Source organism: Streptomyces sp. WAC00040 (genome assembly GCF_056835925.1).
On the sequence record NZ_JAKQZE010000003.1, the window covers coordinates 242,402 to 263,843 of the forward strand.

The window sequence follows — 21,442 nt, forward strand, 5'->3', positions numbered from 1 at the left end:
CGGCCGAGCCGGGGGAGGGTGAGATCGCGATCGGCGGCGCGACGCTCGCGGCCGAGGCGGCCGCGTCGGGTCTGATCGACGAGTACCGGGCCATGGTCCACCCGGTGCTGGTCGGCGGTGGCATTTCCTTCTTTCCCCAGCGGGAGCGCCGGGTGGATCTCGAACTCGTCGAGACCCGTACCTTCAGCTCTCGAGTCGTCTACCTGCGCTACCGCGTGGCGCGCCGGGCCGCGCCTCAGGAGTTGCCGGTGTCCACGCGGAAGGCGCGCCGGTAGGCGGCGGGGGTGGTGCGCAGGGCCTCATGGAAGCGCCTGCGCAGGTTGACTGCCGAGGAGAGGCCGACCCGGCGGGCGATGGACTCCACCGGCAGGTCGGTCTCCTCCAGCAGCGCGCGCGTGGCGGCGATCCGCCGGGCGAGCAGCCAGCGTCCGGGACTGATGCCCAGCTGTTCGGTGTACGGCAGCTGACAGCCCTCGCGGTGCGGTGGCATCACCATCTGCCGGGCGATCCGCATCGCGTACGCGGCGCCGTGGTCGGCGCTCACCAGGTGGAGGCAGAGGTCCACGGCGGCCTCCGATCCGGCACTCGTGGCGACGTCGCCTTGGTCCACGTAGAGCACCGCGGGATAGACCCGGACCAGCGGGAACAGGGAGGCCAACTCGGCGGACGGGCCCAGTGGGTGCGGCCCGTCGGCCGTCCAGCAGCCCGGCGGCGGCGAGCACGAAGGCACCCGAGCAGATGCCGACGATCCGCGCGCCGCGCCGGTGGGCCCGGCGGACCACCTCGACCACCACCGACGGCACTTCGGTGCCGGGCGCCTGCTGCCGGCCGGGGATCAGCACGGTGTCCGCGTCCCACCGCCTCCAGCCCCGCTGTGACCAGCAGGTCTGACGCAGCGTGGAGACTCGGCGTTTCGGCCATCCACTCCCTGGACGACACCCGTGCACGGCGCGGGTCGGTGCATCGCGCATGCTCCGTATCTCCCGTGGTCATAAGGATTTCGTCGCGTCCGAAACACGTGTGTTCGAAATTCCGTGCCCTGTCGTTGACCTCGCGACAGCACCCGATCGGCAACCGACATCCAGGGGGACCAGTTGACCTCGGCCGACACTCACAGCAAACAGAACACCGCCCCTCCCCCACCGCCACCGCCACCGCCACCGGCCGAGATCACGTACAGCGGGCAGTACTCGGTGAACCCGCTCGGCAAAGCGTCCTTGCGGAAGATGGGCGCCCGGATTCCCGCCGTACTGCGACGGATCGCCCGGATGTCCTGGGACATCGACCGCCGGGGGGTTCAACTGCTGGTGGCCTGCCAGGTGGTGACAGGCGTGGCCGCGGCGATCCTGCTGGCCGCGACCGCCCGGGCGATGGAACCGATCCTCGGCGCCGGTGCCGTGAGCGAACGGCTGCGCACGGCGCTGCCGGCGCTCGTGGTCGTGGCCGTGGCAGCCGCGTTCGCCCGCGGTGCGGTTGCCGTGGCCACCTATGCCGAACGGCGGATCACCCCCAAGCTCACTACCCGGACGGACGTCGCCCTGGTCGAGGCGGTCTGCCGGGTCGAGGCGTCGGCATACGCGGTGGACGGGTTCGCGGACCGGCAGGAAGCCGCTGAGATGGGAGTGCTCCGCACCCATGTGATGGTCACAGACGCCCAACGCTTCATGTCGGCCCTGATCCGCATGATCAGCGCCGGAAGCGTCCTGTCGGTACTGAACGTCCTCATGCTGCCGCTGCTGCTGCTCGCCGTCCTGCCGGCCGGGGTCGGCGCCGTCCTCAGCGCCCGCGTCGACTACGAGATCCACTACGCGAACGTCGCCGACCGCAACGTGCGCGGCATGATGCGCTGGTGGTCGACCACCCCCAAGTACGGCGACGAGGTCCGGGCCAACGGCATGACGGACTACCTCCTGTTCTGGTACCGCTCCCTGTCCGAACGGTGCGACCGCCGGACTCTTTCCGCTGCCCCTCGGACCCTCCGCATCGCCCTGCTCTCCTCACTGGCCGGCGGCGTATTCCTCGTCGCGACGTGGGCCGCACTGGCCTGGCTGGCCGTGACCGGCCGGATCGAGCTCGCCATCGCCGCGACCGCGGTCGTCGCGGTCCAGACGACGCTCGCGGCCCTGTCCCAGGTCGTCATCAACGGCGCCGCCGTCTTCCACACCAGCCTCTACCTCACCGACATGCAGACGTTCCTCGACGATGCCGGCGCGAGGGCGCCCAGGCGCGGCAGTGTGCCGATCAGCCCGCCCGTGGAGGAGATCCGCCTCGATGAGGTCGTCTACCAGTACCCCGGCAAGGAGCAGCCGGCCGTCGACGGCGTCTCCCTGACCTTGAGGCGGGGGCAGATTCTCGCAATCGTCGGAGTCAACGGCTCCGGGAAGTCGACCCTGACGCGTCTGATCACAGGCATCTACCTGGCCGACAAGGGCCATGTCAGCTGGAACGGCTCGGACCTGGCCGAGGTCGACCCGGCCACCGTCTGGAACGCCACCGGCCTGGTCCCGCAGATCTTCGCGCAATGGCCGCTGCGCGTCCGCGAGAACATCACCCTCGGCCAGCCCCGCACCCTCGACGACGGGCCCGTGTGGGAAGCCGTCGACGCGGTCGGCATGCGAGAGCCCATTGCCGACTTGTCGGCCGGCCTGGACACCCTCCTCGCCCGCGAGATCTTCGGTGGCGCGGAACTGTCCGGCGGCCAGTGGCAGAGGCTGGCCTGTTCCAGGGCCCTGTACCGCCGCCCGGCGCTGCTGATCCTGGACGAGCCGACCTCACAGATGGACCCGCGCGGGGAACACCGGATCTTCGAGGAGATCAAGGCCATCGCCGGCGACCGCATCACGATCGTGGTCACCCACCGGCTCGAGAACACCAAGGTCGCCGACCACATCGTGGTCATGGAACAGGGCCGCATCACCGAACAGGGCCACTACGACGACTTGGTCAACGCAGGCGGGACCTTCGCAGAGCTCCTGGAACTCTCCCAGGACCGCTAGGTGTTCCGTACGGGGAGATCGACTCCGGCTGCTGGGACCGGACGAAGCCGTACCCGCCGAGGACAACGTGCACGTCGGTGATTCCGGGGGTGTGTCAATGGGTCTCAAGAGTCGAGCAAGGCGGCTACGGCTTCGAATTCGACGAGCTCGTCCCTGTGCCGAGCACGGTGACGCCCATGGGGATCGGTGAGGATCACGTACTCCGTCCTCTGCCTCGGCGCATCTTGGCAATGCGGTGCCATGGTCCGCCTCTGTCGGCAGGGGTCGCCAGAGCACGGGTGATTTCGGTCAGCACCGCGGTTACCTCGGGATCCCCATCGAGCCGCGCCGCCAAAGCCAGCGCCTGTGTGTGGAGTTCGCGAGCCTCCTCGGTGCGCCCGACGGCGACGAAAGCGAGCCCGAGCCTTGCGAGGGCGTCGCAAAGAGCGTGCTCGTGCGCCCTGAGGTCCTCTTCGGCCAGTTGCCTGAAGACCTCCACGCCCTCCGAGGCCCGCAGCACGGCGTCTTCCGGTCTGCCCGCCTCCAACAACTTGGCACTGAGGTGGATCAACAGATCGGCGTAGTACCTCTGGAAGGCTCCCGGGGCCGCCTGCGCCTGGCGTCTGCGGATCTCCATGGCTTCCTGAGCGGGGGCGACGGCCTCCGAGTGCCGGCCCAGGTCCGCGAGCGCGACGCTGAGGTTGTGCAGTGCTCCCGCGAGTTCCACATTGGGGAGTGCGGGGTCGTCCCCGCGTGCCCATCGGCGTCCGATGGACACGGCCTCCTCGGCGGCCACCCGGCGCCTTTCCGGATCGCGCTCCTGAATGGCGAGGTTCGCAAGGGAACGTCCTACCAGGGGTTCGGCATCAGGCTGGTACCGGGCGAGTTCCCGGTAGATCCTGATGGACTCTTGTGTCGCGGCGACAGCCTCTGCCCGCCGCCCGGCCCCGAACAGCGCCATACCGAGGATGGTGTGGAGCCCGCCCCTGTCGCTCGTCGTTCCGTGACCGTCGACCACTGCCAGCGCCGCTTCCGCCACAGCGGTTCCGTCATCGAAATAGCGCCACTGGAAGAGGCGATACACGAGGTCGAAAGCGATGCGAACCACGATGTCCGGGTGGCTCCCGGCGAAGGTCCGGGCGGCAGCGGTGAGGTTCGCGCGCTCGTCCTTGAGCCAGCCGAGCGCTTCACTGCGGCTGACGAACCGCTGACGGATACGCTCCTCCGGCAGGTCCACCAGGAGCGCGGTCGCGGCTTCGAACGTCGTGGAGTAGTGCTCCAGCAGCCGGTCCGCCGCCTCCGCCCGAGCCCCCGCGTCGTCCCCCTCCGCCAGTTCCGCCGCGTACAGCCTGATCAGGTCGTGCATCCGCCACCGCCCTGCACCCACCGGCTGCTCACTCAGCAACGCCGTGCGGGCGAGGTCCGCCAGCAGGCCCCGGGCCCGGCGGCCGATCAGGGCTTCCGCCGCGTCCGTGGCCAGGTCCGGGCCGGGGTTGACGGACAACAGACGGAAGAGCAGGGCCTGTGCGGGGTCCAAACGACGGTACGAGCCCTCGAAGGCGGCCCGTACGGCGAGGGAGTGGCCGCCGTCGTCGTAGCGCAAGTGCTCCAGGCGGCTGCGGGTGTCCGCAAGTTCGGCGGCGAAAGCGGCGAGGGAGAGGCCCGGGTCGCCGGTGAGGCGGGCTGCGGCGATCTCCAGGGCGAGCGGGAGCCTGCCGCAGTGGCGCACGACCTCGTCCAGTGCCTCACGCTCGCGCGAGGGACGGGCGTCGTCGGGGCGCGCGCGGGTGAGGCTGTCGCTGATGAGTTCCCGGGCCGGGCCGGGCGCCAGTTCGTAGAGGGCGAGCTGACGCGCGGGGAGGGCCGCGAGGATGTCCCGTGAGGTCACCACCAACCGGTGTTCGCGACGCGCCGGAATCAGCGGGCTCACCTGCGCAGCCGTTGAGGCGTTGTCCGCCACCAGCAGCACGCGTCGGCCCTGGTCGGCCATGCGGGCCAGCTCGGATCGGTAGACGGCCGCCTGTTCGTCGGTCGCGGACGGCAGGTCCTTGTCCCGCACGCCGAGTGCCCGCAGCATCGCGGCAAGTGCCTGCCCGCCCGTGACCTGGCCCTCTGGGTCGTAACCGCGCAGATTCACAAACAGCACCCCGCCGGGGTACCAGTTGCGTACGATCGCTGCTTCGTGGGCAACATGCAGCGCCAGTGCGGTCTTGCCGATCCCCGCGAGCCCGGAGACGGCGGAGACCACGACGGCCGAGGGGCCCTGCCCTTCGGGATCGAGGAGTTCCAGCAGTTGTTCGGCCTCGGACGTGCGGCCTACGAGGTGCGCCGGTGGGGCCGGAAGCGCCGCCGTTGCCTGGGGTACGGGGCCCGAGCCCGTGGAGATGATGTTGTACTGGTCGCCGGCGAACTGGTCCACGCGTCCCGCTCCCTGGGCGCGCGCGTGCTGCTCTGCGCGGAGGGTACGCCGCTTCTCCCCCGCCATCCGGCTACCGCCCACCGGTGTGCTGATCGCCGCCTATCTGGGTGATGCGCGCAGTGCCCGACGATTCGGCCTGCTGCTCCACATCCCCAGAGGGCCGGGAGGCCGAGCCACCCAGGCTGCCGCCGATCTGTGTCGTCCGCGAGGCGCCCCTCACCGTCGCCCGCTGGACCACCCGGCCTCCTGTCCGCGTTTCGCGCCCGGCCCACCAGCCGAGCGGCGCCCCAACCGCACCCGCGGCGACGGTGGCGAACGCGGCGGCGACCGCCCAGCGTTCGGCCTCACCGCGCGGCAGCCAGCCGGAGAACACCGATCCGGCCAGCCACAGGCCGATTCCGAAGCCCACGACCGATGCCGTTGCCGCCACTGCCCACCGAACCGTTCGCGCCACAGCGGAACTCCTCTCGTGGTCCCGGTGGTTCGAGTGTTCCAGGCCCCGGCCGGCGTGGGAACACAGCACAAGGCCCGCGGTGCTCCTCGCGGAACCACGGGAGCCTGCCCCTGCGGCACCGGAACCGCACGCGGACCTTGAGCGCCTTGACGGCAGGTGGAATTCGCTCGGTGGTGCAGAAAGCCGCCGCCGCACGGCCTGACGGTGCTGGAGCTCTACTCCACTGGGTGATGTGTCGATGACTGTCTCCTCACAGGGCCGTCGGCGAAGGTCTTGAGCGCGTCGAGTTCCGCCTCGTCGACGGCCAGGCCCCGGCGGAGTGGTACCGGCTGTGTTGCCTGTCATGTCTGAAGCAGTGAACGTTGGAGCCGCCGTATCGGGCACCTCTCGTTACCAGTGAGGTGGTGGTGCGGACACGGTTCATCAGGACCAGCGGGCTGTCTCCCCGCGGGCCGTGGGCCGGTAGGCGAACTTCGCGGAGGGACCGTCCACGGAAAGGTTCTCGCACGCGCCTGCCGTGCGGGAGTTCATGACGACCTTCGCTCTCTTGCCGCTGGGCCCCGGTGCGCGGAGGCGGGGCCTCAGGCGGGCAACTTGTTGAGCTTGCGCAGCCGCTGGTCGAACATCCGAGCGGGGACGAGGCGCCGCATGGTGCGGACGCGTCCGGTCAGCGCGCCGGCGGCGTAGCGCAGCTTCGGCTTGGAGTCGGTCGCCGCGGCGATGATCGCTTTGGCGACGATGGTGGGGTCGTCGCCGTCCTTGACCGCCTGGGCCATGTACTCCTCGAAGACCTGCCGCTGCCCGGCGTAGACCTGCAGTGGCTGGTCCGGCTGCGCGCTGTTCGCGTCGAACGCGGTGCTGGTCCAGGCCGGCTCGACCAGCAGGATCCGTACACCGTGCTCGCGGACCTCGTGGTCCAGGGACTCCGAGTAGCCCTCGATGGCGTGTTTCGTGGATGCGTAGACAGCCATGTAGGGCTGCGGCACGAACCCGAGGACGGACGAGATGTTGATGACGCGGCCGCTGTTGCGGGCCCGCATGTGCGGCAGAACGGCGTTCGTCATGCGGATGACGCCGAAGACGTTGACGTCGTAGACGCCCTGCGCCTGCGCTACGGAGCTTTCCTCGGCGGCACCCGAGGAGCCGATGCCGGCGTTGTTGACCAGGACGTCGATCCGGCCGAACCTGTCGATCACCTGCTTGACCACGGTGGTGACGGATTCGTCGCTGGTCACGTCGAGGTCGAGGAAGGTCACGCCGCCGCACGGAATGATCTTCGCTGTGCTGCGACTGGTTCCGATCACCTCGTAACCCGCCTTGGCCAGCGCTTGTGAGGCTGCTTCGCCGATGCCGGAGGACGCACCTGTCACCAGTGCCACCGGTCGAGTCGTCGCCATCAGGGCTCCTTTGCAGATTGACGGGGGATCGGGCGTTGATCGTTCACGCCGCGAACTGGCGGTACAGCGCGGCAACATCGCCGGCCAGTGCGGCCTTGACCTGCCGCGTGATGCCGTCGGCGAGGACTTCGTAAGCGCCCTGCTCCATGCCGTCGAGCGCCTGCGCGGCGACATCGCGGGGGCTGGACTTGGGGGCTTCCACGCCGGCCGTCAAGTCCGTGTCGACGTAGGCGACGTGCAGGCCCGTGACCGTGATGCCAAGCGGGGCCAGTTCCAGCCGCAGGGCGTTGCTCTGCTGCCACAGGGCGGCCTTGGAGGCGCTGTAGGAGCCTGCGATGCCCAGCCACGAGAGCACGGAGTGGACGTTCAGGACGTGCCCGCCGCCGTTGCGTTCGATGGCCGGGGCCAGGGCCCTGGTCACGAGCAGCGGACCGTAGAAGTTGATCTCGAAGTCCTGGCGTATGCCCTCGACGGGGGCGTGAAGGAGGGAGCCGCCGACGGAGGCGCCGGCGTTGTTGATCAGGAGCGTTATGTCCGGTGCCCGCTCGGCCATGGCCGCTACGGACGCCGGATCCGTGACCTCCAGGGCCAGCGGCACGGCGTCGGGGTGAGTCACGGTGCGGGGGTCGCGGGCCGTTGCGTAGACCTTGCTCGCACCGCGCTCGAGCAGCTGCTCCACAAGCTCCTTGCCGATGCCGCGGCTGCCGCCGGTGACGAGCGCGACCGAGTTCTTGATGTGAGTCATTGAGAGACCTTTCACAAACAGCAATGGAAACCGATCGGTTTCCGCACGGTAAACCGATCGGTTTCCACAAGGCAAGCGGAGACGTAAGCTGGCCGCATGACCGAAGCGACCTCCGCCCCCGTCACAGCTCCCGCAGCACCCTCGACCCGCGACCGCCTCCTCGACGCCGCGGCGGACCTCTTCTACCGGGAAGGCATGCACATCGGCGTCGAGGCGCTGTGCCGCGCCGCGGGCGTGTCCAAGCGCTCGATGTACCAGCTGTTCGACAGCAAGGACGAAGTGATCGCCGCGAGTCTGGAACGCACGGCGACCGCCTACCGCGCAGCCCTGTTCCCCGCAGCCGACGACGGGCGGTCGGCCCGGGAACGGATCCTCCACGTCTTCCGACGCCTGGAGGAGCTGTCCGCGGAGACCGACTTCCACGGCTGCCCGTTCGTTGCCGCTGCCGTTGAGCTTAAACACCCCGAGCATCCGGGGAGCAGAGCCGCGCGCCGCCACAAGGACGCGCTGGTCGGCTACTTCCGCAACGAGGCCGAGGCCGGCGGGGCCCACGACCCCGCGACACTTTCACGACATCTCACGGTCGTCTTCGACGGGGCCAACTCATGGGGCGTCGTCCAGGGCACCGGTACGGACGGCCTCGCCATCTCGATGGCCACCACGCTCCTCGACACGGCAGGCATCACAGGCACGACACGGGCAGGGTCCGGCTGACACCGGCCGCCGAGCCCGGGCGGGGCGAACGGAGTCGCGTACCAGCGCGTCGCAGGCGGCCCCGACGGGAAGGCCTGGTCGCGAACCGTCACAGGATGAAAGAGGCGCGCAGCGCCGGACAAGGGCAACGTTCACAGGCGAATGAGCCGCTGGTCAAGCCCTGCCGTCCCCCACCGGGCACACGGTCGGCGTCCGTGATGAGGGCGCCGTCGACACGGCGGACACAGTAGCGCCACGGGGTCCCGGTCCCGGTCACAAGCTCCCGAGAGGCCACAAGAGTCTCCGCGAGGCAGGCTGGACCCATGCAGTGGCTCTTCCACTCGCCCGCTCGGCCAAGGGCAGGCGACCTTGGCCCGGTCCGGTTCACGCTGGCGCAGTGCGTACCGTTCGCGCTCGGGCTGGCGGTGCTGGTCATCGAACTCACGCCCGCGCATTTCATCTATACCGGTCCGCTGCTCACCGCGATACCGGCGCTGGCAGCGGTGACGGTGGGCCCCAGGGGCACACTGTCGGCGGCGGCTCTAGCGCTGGTGATCAGCACGACCACGGCCTCCTACAACCAGGCCTGGGGCACCTTGCAGGTCTACACCAATTTTCTGGCCCTCGGCCTGGTGACCACGGCCGGTTTCATCCTGAGCAGCGCGGCACAGTCTCGTAAGCAGAGCGAGCTGGACCAGGTGCGCCGCATCGCCGTGGCGGCACAGGACGTCATACTGCGGCCTGTCCCCGCCCGGCTGGGCCCGCTGAGGGCGGCCAGCCTGTGCCTCGCGGCCGGGACCGGCGCACAGGTCGGCGGAGACCTCTATGAAGCCGTGCAGACCCCGTACGGCGTCCGGATGATCGTGGGCGACGTCCGCGGCAAGGGACTGAACGCCATCCGCGCGGTAGCCGTGGCGCTGGGTGCGTTCCGGCAGTTCGCCCACTACGAGGACGACCTGGTGGTGGTCATGGACCTCTGCGCGGCGGCGCTGCGCCGGGAAGCCGCCTTGCCCGGTGCCTACAATCAGGAAGTACGGATGGAGGGATTCACCACTGCGCTGATCGCCCAGGTTTCGGACGAACCCGTGGTGCACCTGGTCAATCGAGGGCATCCGCCTCCGCTGCTGCTGCACCAGGGCAAGGTCCAGGCCCTGATGCCCGCCTCGCCGCTGCCGCCTCTCGGCCTGGAGGACCTCGTCACCGGCCCTGCCGAAAAGCCCGAGACCTACCCGTTCGTACCCGGTGACCGTCTGCTGCTGTACACCGACGGCGTGATCGAAGCCCGCAACCGGGACAACAACTTCTTCCCCCTGGGTGAGGCCATGGAAGCAGCCCCCGCGCTCACCCCGCCCGCGTTCATGGACGGGCTGCACCAGCAACTGCTCCGCCACACCGAAGGCCACCTCGCGGACGATGTGGCGATGATCCTCATCGACCGACTCGACGGCGAGACCGGCGCGTAGATCCGCGCAGGTGGATCAGAGCAGCCGGCCGCCGTCTCAAACCCCCAGGTCTCATACCGGCAGCTTCCCTCATGGTCGCGGGCTCGTCGTGGGACGTACCGCAACGGACTCGCTGCCCTCAGCCGGACCCCGCCGGTCACTTCCGCGGGACGTCGCCCGGCACATCGGCAGCGACCCCGCTTTACGCCGGCGACCGCCGGCGGCACCCGGCTCGTCGAGCGCAGCCGGGGCGGCATCCGCTGATCCGGGCCGCCGCGTACGGGAGCCCCCCGCTCGCCCGCTCCAGGCGGAGGTTCCACCTGGCGGGAGCGTCATTCCAAGCGTGCGCTGTTCCCGTGCTGGTTTCTCGTATCGCAGCCTCAGAGCTCGCGTGTCCGAGGTGGCTGTCGCACTGCTGGATGACGAACGAGGGTGTGAGAGCGGGTTTTGTGGACGTGCGGGCGTTGTTGCTGCGGACGGACTGGAATGCTGTGGAGCACTGCTGCCCGAATGTGGCGCCGATGACGCCGGTGATCCTTCGGCAACTGCTCGATGACGATCCGCGAGGCCAGGGCACCGCGGTGCGAGATCTGTTCGACGCGGTGACGCACCAGGAAACCTTCTACAGCGCCATGGCGCCGGCCGCATTGTTCGTCGCAGCGATCCTGGGCGATCCGCGGACCCTGGGCAATGGTGACCGAGCATAGGCCCTGGGAGATCGACCAGCACGGCGAGAAGCCGTCCTCGCTGCGCGTGCTTCTGCTCCACTGGCTCGGGGACACCGCCCAGGACACGGACTATCCGCCCGAGTGGCCGCCCGGCGAGCAGGAAGACATCGACGCCTTCCTTGCGACCCGGCCAGCCCTCTACGACGCGGTGCACCCGTTCCTCGGCGACAGTGCGCAGCAGGTCCGCGACGCCGCCCTCTCTGCGATCCTGCCTCTGCGGGCCGACCCGGCGCTGGCCCACCACATCCCCGCCCTGACCGACGCAGTTCACGAACTCGCCGCCCGCCATACTCCCCACCGCTGGTACGCCATCGACCGACTCGCCGCCTGGGGCCAGGACACCTCCCGCTACCCGAGCCCTCACAACCGGACCCGAACCTTTTCGCCGGTGTGGATAACCAGACCGTCATTCACGGCGACCATGACCCGTGGGCAGGACACCTCGAGCCGTGGCCGGACTCTGTACACGACAGCCTTCCATAGAGGCCGCCAGCGGGCCTACCGATCCGTGGGCATCTTGTCCGAACGTCTCTGCAGATGCGGGCACGACGACACGATGTCCGGACCGGCGTCTCGCTGCGCTACAGCGCTTCCTCATAGAGGACCTTCGGTTCCAAGACCACTGCACCACGAGGCAGCAGCGGCGGTGCGGGATCCGCTGACGCGGAGCTGATGGTGAAGTCAGTCGATGGGGACGGGAATGACGCTTTGCATCCGCTTCCTCGGGCCGCACGGGTGAGACTGGTGTCCACCTGAGTGGCCCGCTCCACGTGGTGCGCTCCGCCTGCGCCTGGCCGCGGTGGTGAGTCCGTTCAAGAGTTGGGGCACCGGGCGCGGGCGTCCTCCACCGATGGTGTCGACGGAAGGCAGCGGTGGTCACGATCGCGTGCCGGTGAGTACGGTCGCGGTCTCGCTCTCCTGCACGTCCGTCGTCTCGTTGAGAGCATCGCGGACGGTGCGCCTGGATGCCTTTGGGGCGCGAACAGTCGGCGGCGGAACGCGACTTCCTCCGATACGGTACAACGTGCCCCTTTCGCAGGGTGCGGCGGGGGTCGGAACCGGGTGCGTCAGGCTTATGTGGTTGCAGGTCGGTGCGGTGCCGAAGAGGACGTGGGTGGACCTTCATGTTCGTAAGGGTGCGACAGTGTTCCGGTGATCTCGTACACCCAGGTCCTGCCGTCCGGTCCCGCGGCATACAGGTCGGGGCGCCCGTCGCGGTTGGCGTCGCCGATGCCGACGAGGTGGTTGTAGGGCATTGCCGACGCCACCGATCCTGACCGTGTGATGAAGGTGCCGTCACCCTTGCCCTGGTAGAGCCACTGCACACCGGCCTTGTCCGCGCCACCAGATCCCCAGCCGCGCCGCCGGCCAGGCTGCCTGCGGCTTCGATGCTGTTGAACTGCTGCCAGCCGCTGCCCACGAGGTGCGGTGCGTCTCGCTGAGGGCGAGGAGGCGGCGGTGTCCTCCCGCCACAAGCGCCCCGAGGGGTCCCGGCCAGCAGGTCCGGGGAGCCGTTGTCGCTGTAGTTGTGGGGGCCGGTTTGCGGACACGTGAAGTTGCCGGACGCGGTCGCGGCCGGTCCGATGCCGTTCGTGGGCTTGGCCTCGATCGTCCAGGTGTAGTCGCGGTTCGGCGCGTTGACCGCATCGCCGTTGCCGCCGTCGAGTAGCCCCTCCCACCGGAAACCCACCTACTGCGCAACGGGGTTGCCTCCGATGAGCGGGTCCACGTCCGCGTCCGCCTTCACCAAGAACACGATGCCGGCCTCGAAAGCGACCACCATGAGAACCGCGACGGCGATCGCGAGCCGGAGCAGGCTGCCGGCCCGACGCCGGTAACCGGCACTGCCTTACGAGAACCGCGGCCGCCCGCACCCGCCGGGCGGACCGGGCAACGGCCTTGGCGCCGGGCGTCGGGCCAGCCGCTGATCAGACATGCGGCCCACTTCTACGGTGCGCGGCCTCGGAACACCGACTGCCGCCGCCACAGCACGCACCGGAGCGTCGTTCCCCGGATCTCTACTTCACCGAGTCCCACGCACCGGCGTTGAAGCTGCGCAGGAGGGCGATCAGGACGGCCCCGAGCCGCCAGTCCACACCGGTGCGTGTACGTGCAATCTGTCGCCCCGGATCTGAACTCCAGCGGGACCTGCCCGTTCGCGCGCCACCGGATGCGCCGGGGTGCGCGTGCGAAGCCGCCCTCGTTGCCAGGGACGCTGTCGAAGACACTGATTGCGAGGACGACGGTGCTCAGGGGCAGCAAGAGCCACCACCGAAACCCCGTGACGCCGCCGCCGGCCGAGAGGGTCACCACGGTGGCCACCCGCTCCCGGCGTTGATCGTCGGCGCACAGGGCGAAGGAACGGACCCCGCCGCCCCGGGCCGCAGGGTACGCGGGCGTGCCTCCCGGCGGCAGTTCGCGCTCCACGTACACGGCCGAAGGCGCCGGCCCGGACCCGTCGGAGAAGCTGACCATGTCTGCCACCCTCGCCTGACCCTGGCTGTCGACTCGTCTCGGCCCGCCGACCGTCATCCACTCGTGGGTGCACTTCATAGAGGCCTTCGGCGAGATCCCGACCGAGCTGAGCGAGTACGCCGAGCTGATGAAGAAGTGACGGCATGACCGTGCGATCGAAGCCCCCGGCCCGCCGCACCGGTCGCACCCTGGACGGGCCAAGAACCGGCACCGGCATTCGTCCTCCGCCCAAAGCGCAGCAGCAAGGGCACCGGTGTCCAGGCGTCAAACGGTTGACTTCCTGATTCCGTGACTGTCCAACTTGTCCCATCCCGTCAGCTCACCTTGCCGGTCAGGGCGTCGAGGAGTGTGACGGCCTCACGGCGGCTCAGCAGCTCGTGGAAGCGCTCGTTGCGGAAGTTCCGCAGGCACGCGTAGCAGCTGCTCTCCGGGCCGCATTCGCAGGCATGCACCCGGGCAAGCGCGGCAGAGACAACCGGTTCGAGCCGCTCGCCCATGGACACGGCGTTGCCCGCGCCCCCCGGAGTGGTGTCGAAGAGCAGCAGGGACGGCATGCCGTCGGTGCCGGTGTGCACCGTTCCGTCGATGTCGTCGCGGCTGATCTCCAGGTGCGCGGCAGCGCCTTCGAGCAGTGCGTACAGGCCGGAGCGCAGACGGGCCGCGGTGGCGGTCAGGGCTGTGAGGGGGTCCAGATGGATCTGGAGGAAGTCGGTCTGGTATCGGTGAGCGAGAGAGACGACACGGAGGGGGCCCGTGCACTGGGTGTCTTTCAGCAGATGCGGGTGCCCGCCGCGTGGAGGCCCGGCCTGGGCGTGCGGACGGCCCCAGCCGCACCAGTCGCAGATCTGGTATCCGGCGCCGGCCGGTCCCTCGGAGACGACCACCATCTCTCCCCTGGTGCCCGCCGACCAGAGCGTGGTGTGGCCGGAGACGAAGGCGGTCGCGCCTTCCTGGAGGTCGGCAGTGTCGGTGGACATGTGGACGTCGCCGTACCAGGACCTTCGTGGCGGCGTCTGCCCCGGGCGGCGCTGTGTGCCGCGCGCGGCGACGAAACCGTAGACCGGTTCGACGTACCGACGTTGCGCGGCTGCGGACTGCGTGCCGCAGGCGGCGCAGAAGGGGTCCACGGGTTCGGTGGCCTCCCGGTAGCGGCCGCAGGCCGCGCACACGGCGTAGTGGCGGCTGATCAGTTCGCGGTCCGGCAGCCGGTAGACGCCGGCTGACGCCCACAGGTGGCCACCCGCCACGATCTCGGACCCCGGGGCGTACTCGTAGACGGCGGCGCTCAGGTCACGGGTGAGTTCGAGTTGTCCCGAGACGGCACCACCCTCCTGGGGAATGCGTAGTTCAACGGTGTCCACGGGGAAGCCGTACTTGGGCAGCACGTTGCGGTTGGCGAGGACACCGAGCAGTTCGCGCTGGGTGAGGTTGCGGATGACCTTCTCGTACATCTCCGCCTGCCGGTACTTGCGGGCGGCCGCGGCGTGGTCGCGGCGTTCGCTGTACGAGGTGACGTCCTGGTCGAGGATCTGCTGTGCGGCACGCAGGAGCCGGTCCAGTTCGCCGACCCAGTCGCCGGAGTCGATGCCGATCTCTTTCTGGACCTGGCCGGGGAGAACCCGGCGCAGGGAGGCCATGACGCTGTCCGGGACGGGGGTCAGCCAGTCGCAGACCGTGTGGGCGGCGATCTCACCGGTGGTGTCGTCGGGAAGGAAGAACTCTCCCGCCTTGCGCCAGATCCGGCCCCGCTCGTCCTTCATGGCACGGAAGAAGGCGGCGAGCGCGATGGAGTGGGCGTGGCGGCGGTCGATTCGGACGTTGTCGACGGGGACGATCGGGGCCCTCACCTCCCCGGCGATCATCCGCTCGGGCTCCGCGAACCGGGAAAGGTCGTGGGGGCGCCGCTGTGCGTAGGTGAGGACCAGCGCGGCCGAGTCGGCTCGGCGGCCGGCGCGGCCAGCGCGCTGGACGTAGTTGGCGGTGGAGGGCGGCATGTTGCGAAGGACGACGGCCTGAAGTTCACCGACATCGACACCGAGTTCGAAGGTGGTGGAGCAGGACAGGGCGTTGACCTGCCCTCGGACGAACTCCCCCTGGATCTCGGCGGCCTTCTCCCCCGTCCACTGCGCGGTGTGCTCCTGAGCGCGCAGCGGGACGGGGTCGAAGGTCAGGTAGAGGCGCCGCAGATGCTCGTCCGTCTCGGGCGACGGCTTGAAGTCCTCCAGGCGTCCTGTGCAGCGCAGCGTCGGGCACACACCGCGCACGGACACCGCGGTGATGCGGCGGCAGCGGTCGCAGGCGTACAGCGGATCGCCGTCCGCCGTCACCGGTCGCAACCGCAGCCAGGCGTGGTCGAGTCGGCGGACGACGCCGATCCCCGGTTGGCTCTCGGACGGCAGCCAGTCGGCGAGATGACCTGTCGTGAGGTCGGTCCACAGGCGGTTCAGGACGTCGAGAGCAGCGGCCCGTCGTTCACCCTGGTGGCCGAGGGCGTCGAGTACGCGTACGAGGTAGTCGACACGCCGGTTCGAGGCGCTCGCGGCTCTGGGCAGCCAGCTGATCACCCTGCGCTTGGCCTCGGAGCCCTGGGAGCGGACCCAGATGGGCCCCTTGCGCGGGGCGAACGCCTCGTCGCCAGCGTCGACGTCCTCGGGCATGGTGAGCGCGCCCTGGTTGCGCAGCGTGCGCAGGAGTTCCTGCAGCAGCAGCCATGCCTCGTCGTCCGTGAGGCCGAGTGAGGTGAGGGCGGCGGGCGGCTGCCAGAAGGGCTCGCGGTCGATGTCGATCCGGAGCAGGCCGAGGCCTTCGAGTGACTGCCGGTCGTCGAGGCTGAGCACTTCCTGCATCACCCACAGGGCCACTTCGCGCTGCTTGGCCTGGCGGGAGTCGTTGCGTCGGAATACTCCGGCACGGTCGGCGGCGCGGATGGTATGGGCGACGAGGTCGTCGATGTGCAGGGGCTCGTCAGGGTCGGGGCAACCCTGCCGGACGGCCTGGGTGATCAGGCGCCGGTGCTGGATGCGGGTGTAGGAGTCCTCCAGGTAGGGCGCGAAGTACGCGGCGGCCTGTCGGCTGTCGCTGAAGAACAGCAGCTTGCGGCCCTGTCCGGGCAGTGCGGCGGCCGGGCCGTCGGTCACCGGAGGCAGCGCCTGGTAGAGGGCGGTGCTGAGAACGGCAGCCGAAGCCTCGTTGCCCGCCTCGAACAGGCGGATCATGCCGTGACCGCGCGCTCCGCAGGCGAGGCATGCGGCCGGGGTGCCCTCGTGGGTGTCGAGCTGGTGGACGCGGCGCAGTTCGGTGCCATCACATCCGGGAGCGGTGCAGGATGCCGTGGCCGCGGGGTGCACGGCCGCGCAGCGGGTGCACAGTCTGCGTTCCTTGAGGCCGCCCTTGGCACTGTCGCCGAGTGTCTCGTCGTCCTCGTCGGCACCGGTGTCCGAGCCGTCCCCGTCGAGCAGCAGCCAGGTGTGGGGGCTGTCGGGAGACTTACGGTGTGCGAGGCGGGCTTGTGCCCCCTTGCCGGTGAGGGTGCCGTGCAGGTGTACGGCACCGCAGCGGCGGCAGGCACCCAGCTCGAAGGAAGGGCGGGCACACCGCGCGCAGGTCTCGTGGCGGGCCAGGTCGAGGTGGGGACCTGTCGGATCGAGGCAGGTGAAGGCGCCTTCCGTGGCGCGTGCGAAGAGGTGGTAACGGGCGGAGAGCACGGGAGCGCCGTCGGTGTCGGTCATCTGGCTGGCGAGTTGGATGAGCGCGGTGACCGCCGCGGGTCCGACGGGGTCACCGGGGAAGACGTCGCGGGCGATCTCGTTCACGGGCCGGGGTCCGTCGGCGAGAGCCCGGCGCAGAGCCGCGGTGCCGGCCTCTGCGGCGAGGGCGGTGGCCGCGGTCGTGCCGGCGGGCAGGCCGTGCATGCGCGCGGCCGACACGATCTCCGGTTCGGGGTCGGCGGTCGTGGCCAGGCGCAGGTACTCGGTGGTCGGCAGCGGCCCCCAGTGCGGGCCATCGGGTGTGGCGACCCGGGTGGCGGTGACCAGGTCCTGGGCGGCCGGGTCGCTCGCGTCCCAGCGGAAGGGAACGTCGAAGAGGGCCTGGGCGAAGGCGGTGACGGCGGCCGGGTTCTCCTCCGCGCCGACGGTTGCACTGGTGGCGATGGCCTGGATCTCCCGCCCCTGCCCCACCCGGTCCTTCAAGCGGCGCAGCAGCATGGCGAGTTCCGCGCCGCGTGCTCCGTCGTAGACGTGGGCCTCGTCGACGACGACGAACCGCCAGGAACCCGCCTGCTCTCCCTCGAAGAGGTCCATGTCCTGGGGGCGGAGCAGCAGGTACTCCAGCATGGCGTAGTTGGTGAGGAGGATGTGGGGCGGTGTGGCGCGCATCTCGCGTCGGCTGAGCAGTTCGTTGGGCAGGCGCGGTTCGCCGGGGTTGAGCTGCTCGAAGGTGTCGGCGGCGCGCTGGGGATCGTCCTTGGTGTCGCCGGTGTAGCGGCCGAAGGTGATGTGGGGGGTGTCGGCGAGCAGCCGGCGCAGTCGCTTCATCTGGTCGTTGGCCAGGGCGTTCATCGGGTAGAGCAACAGGGCGCGGACGCCGGGCCCGAGGGTGCCGCGGGTGTGTTCGGCGGCGAGGGCGTTGAGGACGGGCAGGAGGAAACTCTCGGTCTTGCCGGAGCCGGTGCCGGTGGCCACGACGAGGTTGCGTCCGGCGACGGCCTTGCGCAGCGCCTGCTCCTGATGCCGGTACAGGGGACGGTCGGCGGGCAGTGCGGGACCGGTCAGCTGCTGGAACGCGGCGTCGAGTACGCCCTCTGCGACGAGCTCGTTCAGGGTGGCGCCCGGCGCGTAGGCGGGGGTGGTCTCCAACAGCGGACCCTTGGTGAGCAGCGGGCTGGTGTCGATGGCCTGGGCGAGGGCCTCGGCCAGGCGGGGCTCGCGCAGGGGCAGCAGGGAACGCAGATAGCGGCGGTAGGTGTCGCTGATCATGCGGGAGGTGGCGAGCGGGTCGAGGCTGTGCACGGGAGGCTCCGATGTGACGGTCGGCTTCGGACGAGCGGCGGGGCGGTAACGCTGCGGTACGGGCTGGACGGGAATCGGTGGTCAGCCGGTGCTGTGCACGGCCTCCGCCGTGACCAGGCATTCCGCGAGGGCGATGTCGACGGCGGTGAGATCCGGTGCGTGAGACGCGACGGGCGCCCAGAGGTGGCGAAGTCCCCGTTCCAGGCCGGCGGCACGGGCGTCACCGGCGGCGGCGAGCCTCGCGATCAGCGCGCATCCCAGAGACAGGTGAGGGAACCGCATCCAGGCTTCGCCCGGCCCGTGCAACCGGCCTGGGTCCCGTCCGCGGAAGGCCTGGGCCAGGTCGGGGTGTCCGTCGTCCAGGAAGATCGATACGGCGTCCAGTGCTTCGGAGAACTCCTCACGCGTGGCGTGGTACTGGAGGTCCTTGCGGGCACGGAACGCCTGCCAGGCGGCGTCGGCACGGGTGTCGGGGTCCAGAAGGCCCCGAGGGACGACACGGGCGCTGCGCCACACGGCCTGCTGCTGGAGTTCGGGGAGCTGGTCGAGGGCACGGGTCTGGGCGTCGAACCGGCCGACCGCGCCGCTCGGATCCGCCTGCCCCGCCAGCAACGCCGCGCTGGCGTCGCCCAGAAACTGGCCGACCTCGCCGAGGAGTTCCGCCTCCCCCGAGTAGAGCTCGCCGACGTCATAAGCGGGGTGACCGGAGAGATACGGCAGCAACGGGGCCGTGAGCAGCAGCGCACACAAAGGAGCCTGCCGCCAGATGCGACGTACGGTGGCAGGGTCCGCCACCTCCCGTATCCGCAGGGCGGCGAGACCGCTGCCCGCGAGCACGGAGGCGAGTTCGCCGGAGCGCAGTGCGCTGTCGGCCGCTCCCGTGAGGGCGGTGGGCCCGGCGTCCACGAGGGCGCTGCGGCATTCCGCCGGTGCCGTCTCTCTGGCTCCGCACGCCTGCAGGTCGCGTCCGCGGGCGGCCACGATCCACTGGTAGGGGATCGCGTCGGTGTCGCGCGGCAGCGCGCCGTGCCCAGCCAGGTACTCCGAGACCCTGGCGCCGGATCCGTGGCCGGCGGCGGAGGTCCACGGGGAGCGGCGCAGCACGAGGGTGTCGCGATCGCGCAGGCGGGGCCATCCGGGAGCTGTGGGTGTGGGGGCGCCCGCGTTCAGGTGCACGATCAGGGGGCCGAGCGACCGCCAGGCCGCGGGCAGCTGGATACGGCCGCTCTGGTCGACGGTGGCCGTCAACGGCTGTTCCCACGGGGCGAAGACGGCGTGCAGGCGGGCGGTCAGTTCGCCCGGGTGGCGCAGCCCCCGCAGCAGCAGTCCGCCGCCGTCGGGTACGACGTTTTCCGCGATGGGCTGGGTGCGCGCGGTCGCGACATGGACGCTCTCCCCCGCGACCAGCAGCCGTATCTCGGCTTTCACGCAGTCGCGCACGGTGTCCGCCAGGGCCGCCAGTGAGTACCGGAGGTCTCCTCTGCGCGTGCGAGTGCGGCGTTCTGGACGCAGCGTGAGCAGGGTCGTCCCTTCGACGACCAGTGCCAGCAAGGGTGTCACCGCCACCGCCTGTTCCGGCAGGCGAACGGTCAGGGCGCTCTCGCCGACCAGGTCAGCCGCGTTGATGTCGAGCGGCCGGATGGACCAGGTCAGGGGGTGGCCGCCGAGTTCGAGGCGGACCTCGGAGTGCGGGATGCACGCCTCGACGGCGAACTGACGGATCCCGTCGCCCAGCACCAGCCCCTTGGTGATCTCGTACGGGGAGAACGCGACGACGCGCTCGGAGGCGGTGACCGGTCCGCCGGCGCCGAGCGTCAGCCGAGCGTGGGCCAGGCCTCCGTGCGGGGCGAGCAGCCGCCACTCGGCGGTCGGTTCGGCCGTGATGCCCTCGGCGAGGAAGGCCGCCAGTCGGCGGCTGCTCCGGGAACCGACGCGGTGGACGAGGATTTGGTACGGTCCCAGAAGCGGGCGGGGTACGTCCTTCCAGGGATCGAGGAGCGCCCCGGGAGCACCGGTCTGACGGGCGAGAGGCTTCTCGTGGCCGCGGCGGCGCACTTCGGCCTGCCAGAGTCGCGCGTCCGGCTCACCGGCGCGCCGCGGAAGCCGGAGAGCGGGCGGACGGTGCCACACGGGTGCCCCGTCGTCGCCCGTGATCCAGGGCAGCGTCGCACCGCCCTCCCACCCGAGCGGCCGTCCGGCGGCTACGTCCAGCCAGTTTCCCGGAACCGCGGCGGCGGCCCGCACCCGCGTCACCCCGGTCAGTGACACCCTGCTCAGCGTCCAGCCGTTCCAGCCGTACGGGGTGGGCAGTTCCACGATGCCGGGGTCGGCGCCCTCGGTCTGCAGGGTGCCGGCGTGGAGAAGGCAAATCTCGGCGGCGGGCAGGGGCTCGTCCGGGGGGATGCGGTGGCCGTCGGCGCCGAAGGCCAGGAGGGCGTCGTCCGGGTCCGCGATCGCCGAGACATGAGTGGTTCCCGTCGGGTCTGTCGCCTCGACACGGCGCACGGGGCCCGGCAATACCCAGTAGGGCGGCAGGGCTGCGAACACCTCACCGTCGGCGGACAGTTGCCAGCCCCCCGCGTCCGGCTCGCCGGGCAGGGTCAGGAGCACGCTGCCCGCGCCGGGCCCGAGACGGACCTCGGGAGCGGAGGTAGCGCCGCGGGACGGAGTGACCGAACCGTCCGCCGCGGTCGGCACGCGCCATGTCCAGCCCAGCGAGCGGGCGGCCTCCTGCGCGGCGCGACTCCATTCGTCGGCGCTCTCCGGGGTGGCTCCGTGTGACCCCAGGTCGGGGCGCGCCGCGAGCACGCGCGCGCGGGCTTCAGCCACCAGGCGCGGGAGTTCCGGACCGTTGGCCAGCGCCACGGTGTGGACCGCGCAGGCGGGCCAGCGTGCGAAGACCGTGTCGCGCGGGAGGTCGGAGTGGTCCGCGAGCAGCCGGTACGCCACCAACGCTTCCAGGACGAGCGCGGTACGTACGGCGGCCGACTCCACCGCGCCGGCAGACGGCTCCCCCGCCTCGCGCCAGGCCCGCTCGCAGTCGTCCAGCAACTGTGTGGGATCGACCAGCATGCCCCGCCCCTCCCCGTCTCGGACGTACCGATC

At 70.4% G+C, this 21,442-nt stretch carries 11 protein-coding genes and 2 pseudogenes; 6 read left to right on the top strand and 7 right to left on the bottom strand.

The features are described from left to right. Positions 1-2: 2 nt before the first annotated feature. Positions 3-275: pseudogene (locus MDN94_RS26585) on the top strand (dihydrofolate reductase family protein); the annotation flags it as partial. Here the strand turns inward: MDN94_RS26585 and MDN94_RS26590 are convergent. Beyond that, positions 236-885, bottom strand: a pseudogene (locus MDN94_RS26590) (GlxA family transcriptional regulator); the annotation flags it as partial. The pseudogenes MDN94_RS26585 and MDN94_RS26590 overlap by 40 nt on opposite strands. Before the next feature lie 209 nt (positions 886-1,094). Here MDN94_RS26590 and MDN94_RS26595 point away from each other — a divergent pair. Further along, positions 1,095-2,996 carry an ATP-binding cassette domain-containing protein gene (locus MDN94_RS26595; protein ID WP_482728429.1) on the top strand — a complete coding sequence of 634 codons (1,902 nt, stop codon included), beginning with the start codon at positions 1,095-1,097 and terminating at the stop codon, positions 2,994-2,996. Between the two features lie 193 nt (positions 2,997-3,189). Here the strand turns inward: MDN94_RS26595 and MDN94_RS26600 are convergent, their stop codons facing one another. The 4 genes from MDN94_RS26600 to MDN94_RS26615 form a co-directional block, all read right to left on the bottom strand. Beyond that, complete coding sequence (locus tag MDN94_RS26600; RefSeq protein WP_482728430.1) at positions 3,190-5,394, bottom strand: ATP-binding protein; 2,205 nt, start codon at positions 5,392-5,394, stop codon at positions 3,190-3,192. A gap of 70 nt (positions 5,395-5,464) precedes the next feature. Further along, entirely contained in the window at positions 5,465-5,848 is a 384-nt protein-coding gene (locus tag MDN94_RS26605) for a hypothetical protein (protein ID WP_482728431.1), read from the bottom strand. Positions 5,849-6,429: 581 nt separating this feature from the next. Beyond that, positions 6,430-7,245: an oxidoreductase gene (locus tag MDN94_RS26610; protein WP_482728432.1), complete on the bottom strand. Its 816-nt coding sequence runs from the start codon at positions 7,243-7,245 to the stop codon at positions 6,430-6,432. 43 nt (positions 7,246-7,288) lie between these two features. After that, complete coding sequence (locus MDN94_RS26615; protein ID WP_482728433.1) at positions 7,289-7,990, bottom strand: SDR family oxidoreductase; 702 nt, start codon at positions 7,988-7,990, stop codon at positions 7,289-7,291. A 96-nt stretch (positions 7,991-8,086) separates the two neighbouring features. Between MDN94_RS26615 and MDN94_RS26620 the strand changes: the two genes are divergently transcribed. From MDN94_RS26620 to MDN94_RS26635, 4 genes are all read left to right on the top strand, one after another. Beyond that, positions 8,087-8,704: a TetR/AcrR family transcriptional regulator gene (locus MDN94_RS26620; protein WP_482728434.1), complete on the top strand. Its 618-nt coding sequence runs from the start codon at positions 8,087-8,089 to the stop codon at positions 8,702-8,704. A 302-nt stretch (positions 8,705-9,006) separates the two neighbouring features. Next, positions 9,007-10,146, top strand: coding sequence for a PP2C family protein-serine/threonine phosphatase (locus MDN94_RS26625; RefSeq protein ID WP_482728435.1), 1,140 nt, complete (start codon positions 9,007-9,009; stop codon positions 10,144-10,146). 398 nt (positions 10,147-10,544) lie between these two features. Further along, a complete protein-coding gene (locus tag MDN94_RS26630; RefSeq protein WP_482728436.1) occupies positions 10,545-10,832 on the top strand; it encodes a hypothetical protein in 288 nt (95 codons plus the stop codon). Beyond that, complete coding sequence (locus MDN94_RS26635; protein WP_482728437.1) at positions 10,816-11,526, top strand: hypothetical protein; 711 nt, start codon at positions 10,816-10,818, stop codon at positions 11,524-11,526. The genes MDN94_RS26630 and MDN94_RS26635 overlap by 17 nt, the downstream gene beginning before the upstream one ends. Positions 11,527-13,642: 2,116 nt before the next feature. Here MDN94_RS26635 and MDN94_RS26640 read toward each other — a convergent pair. Both MDN94_RS26640 and MDN94_RS26645 read right to left on the bottom strand, forming a co-directional pair. Then, positions 13,643-18,337, bottom strand: a complete 4,695-nt coding sequence (locus tag MDN94_RS26640; RefSeq protein ID WP_482728438.1) for a DEAD/DEAH box helicase — start codon at positions 18,335-18,337, stop codon at positions 13,643-13,645. Positions 18,338-18,418: 81 nt separating this feature from the next. Further along, positions 18,419-21,409 carry a hypothetical protein gene (locus MDN94_RS26645; RefSeq protein ID WP_482728439.1) on the bottom strand — a complete coding sequence of 997 codons (2,991 nt, stop codon included), beginning with the start codon at positions 21,407-21,409 and terminating at the stop codon, positions 18,419-18,421. Positions 21,410-21,442: the final 33 nt, after the last annotated feature.

Bases quoted from the DNA above. Each gene is read 5' to 3' on its own strand.
- MDN94_RS26610 (WP_482728432.1), bottom strand. From the start codon at position 7,245: ATGGCGACGACTCGACCGGTGGCACTGGTGACAGGTGCGTCCTCCGGC.
- MDN94_RS26615 (WP_482728433.1), bottom strand. From the start codon at position 7,990: ATGACTCACATCAAGAACTCGGTCGCGCTCGTCACCGGCGGCAGCCGC.
- MDN94_RS26620 (WP_482728434.1), top strand. From the start codon at position 8,087: ATGACCGAAGCGACCTCCGCCCCCGTCACAGCTCCCGCAGCACCCTCG.
- MDN94_RS26625 (WP_482728435.1), top strand. From the start codon at position 9,007: ATGCAGTGGCTCTTCCACTCGCCCGCTCGGCCAAGGGCAGGCGACCTT.
- MDN94_RS26630 (WP_482728436.1), top strand. From the start codon at position 10,545: ATGACGAACGAGGGTGTGAGAGCGGGTTTTGTGGACGTGCGGGCGTTG.
- MDN94_RS26635 (WP_482728437.1), top strand. From the start codon at position 10,816: ATGGTGACCGAGCATAGGCCCTGGGAGATCGACCAGCACGGCGAGAAG.
- MDN94_RS26645 (WP_482728439.1), bottom strand. From the start codon at position 21,409: ATGCTGGTCGATCCCACACAGTTGCTGGACGACTGCGAGCGGGCCTGG.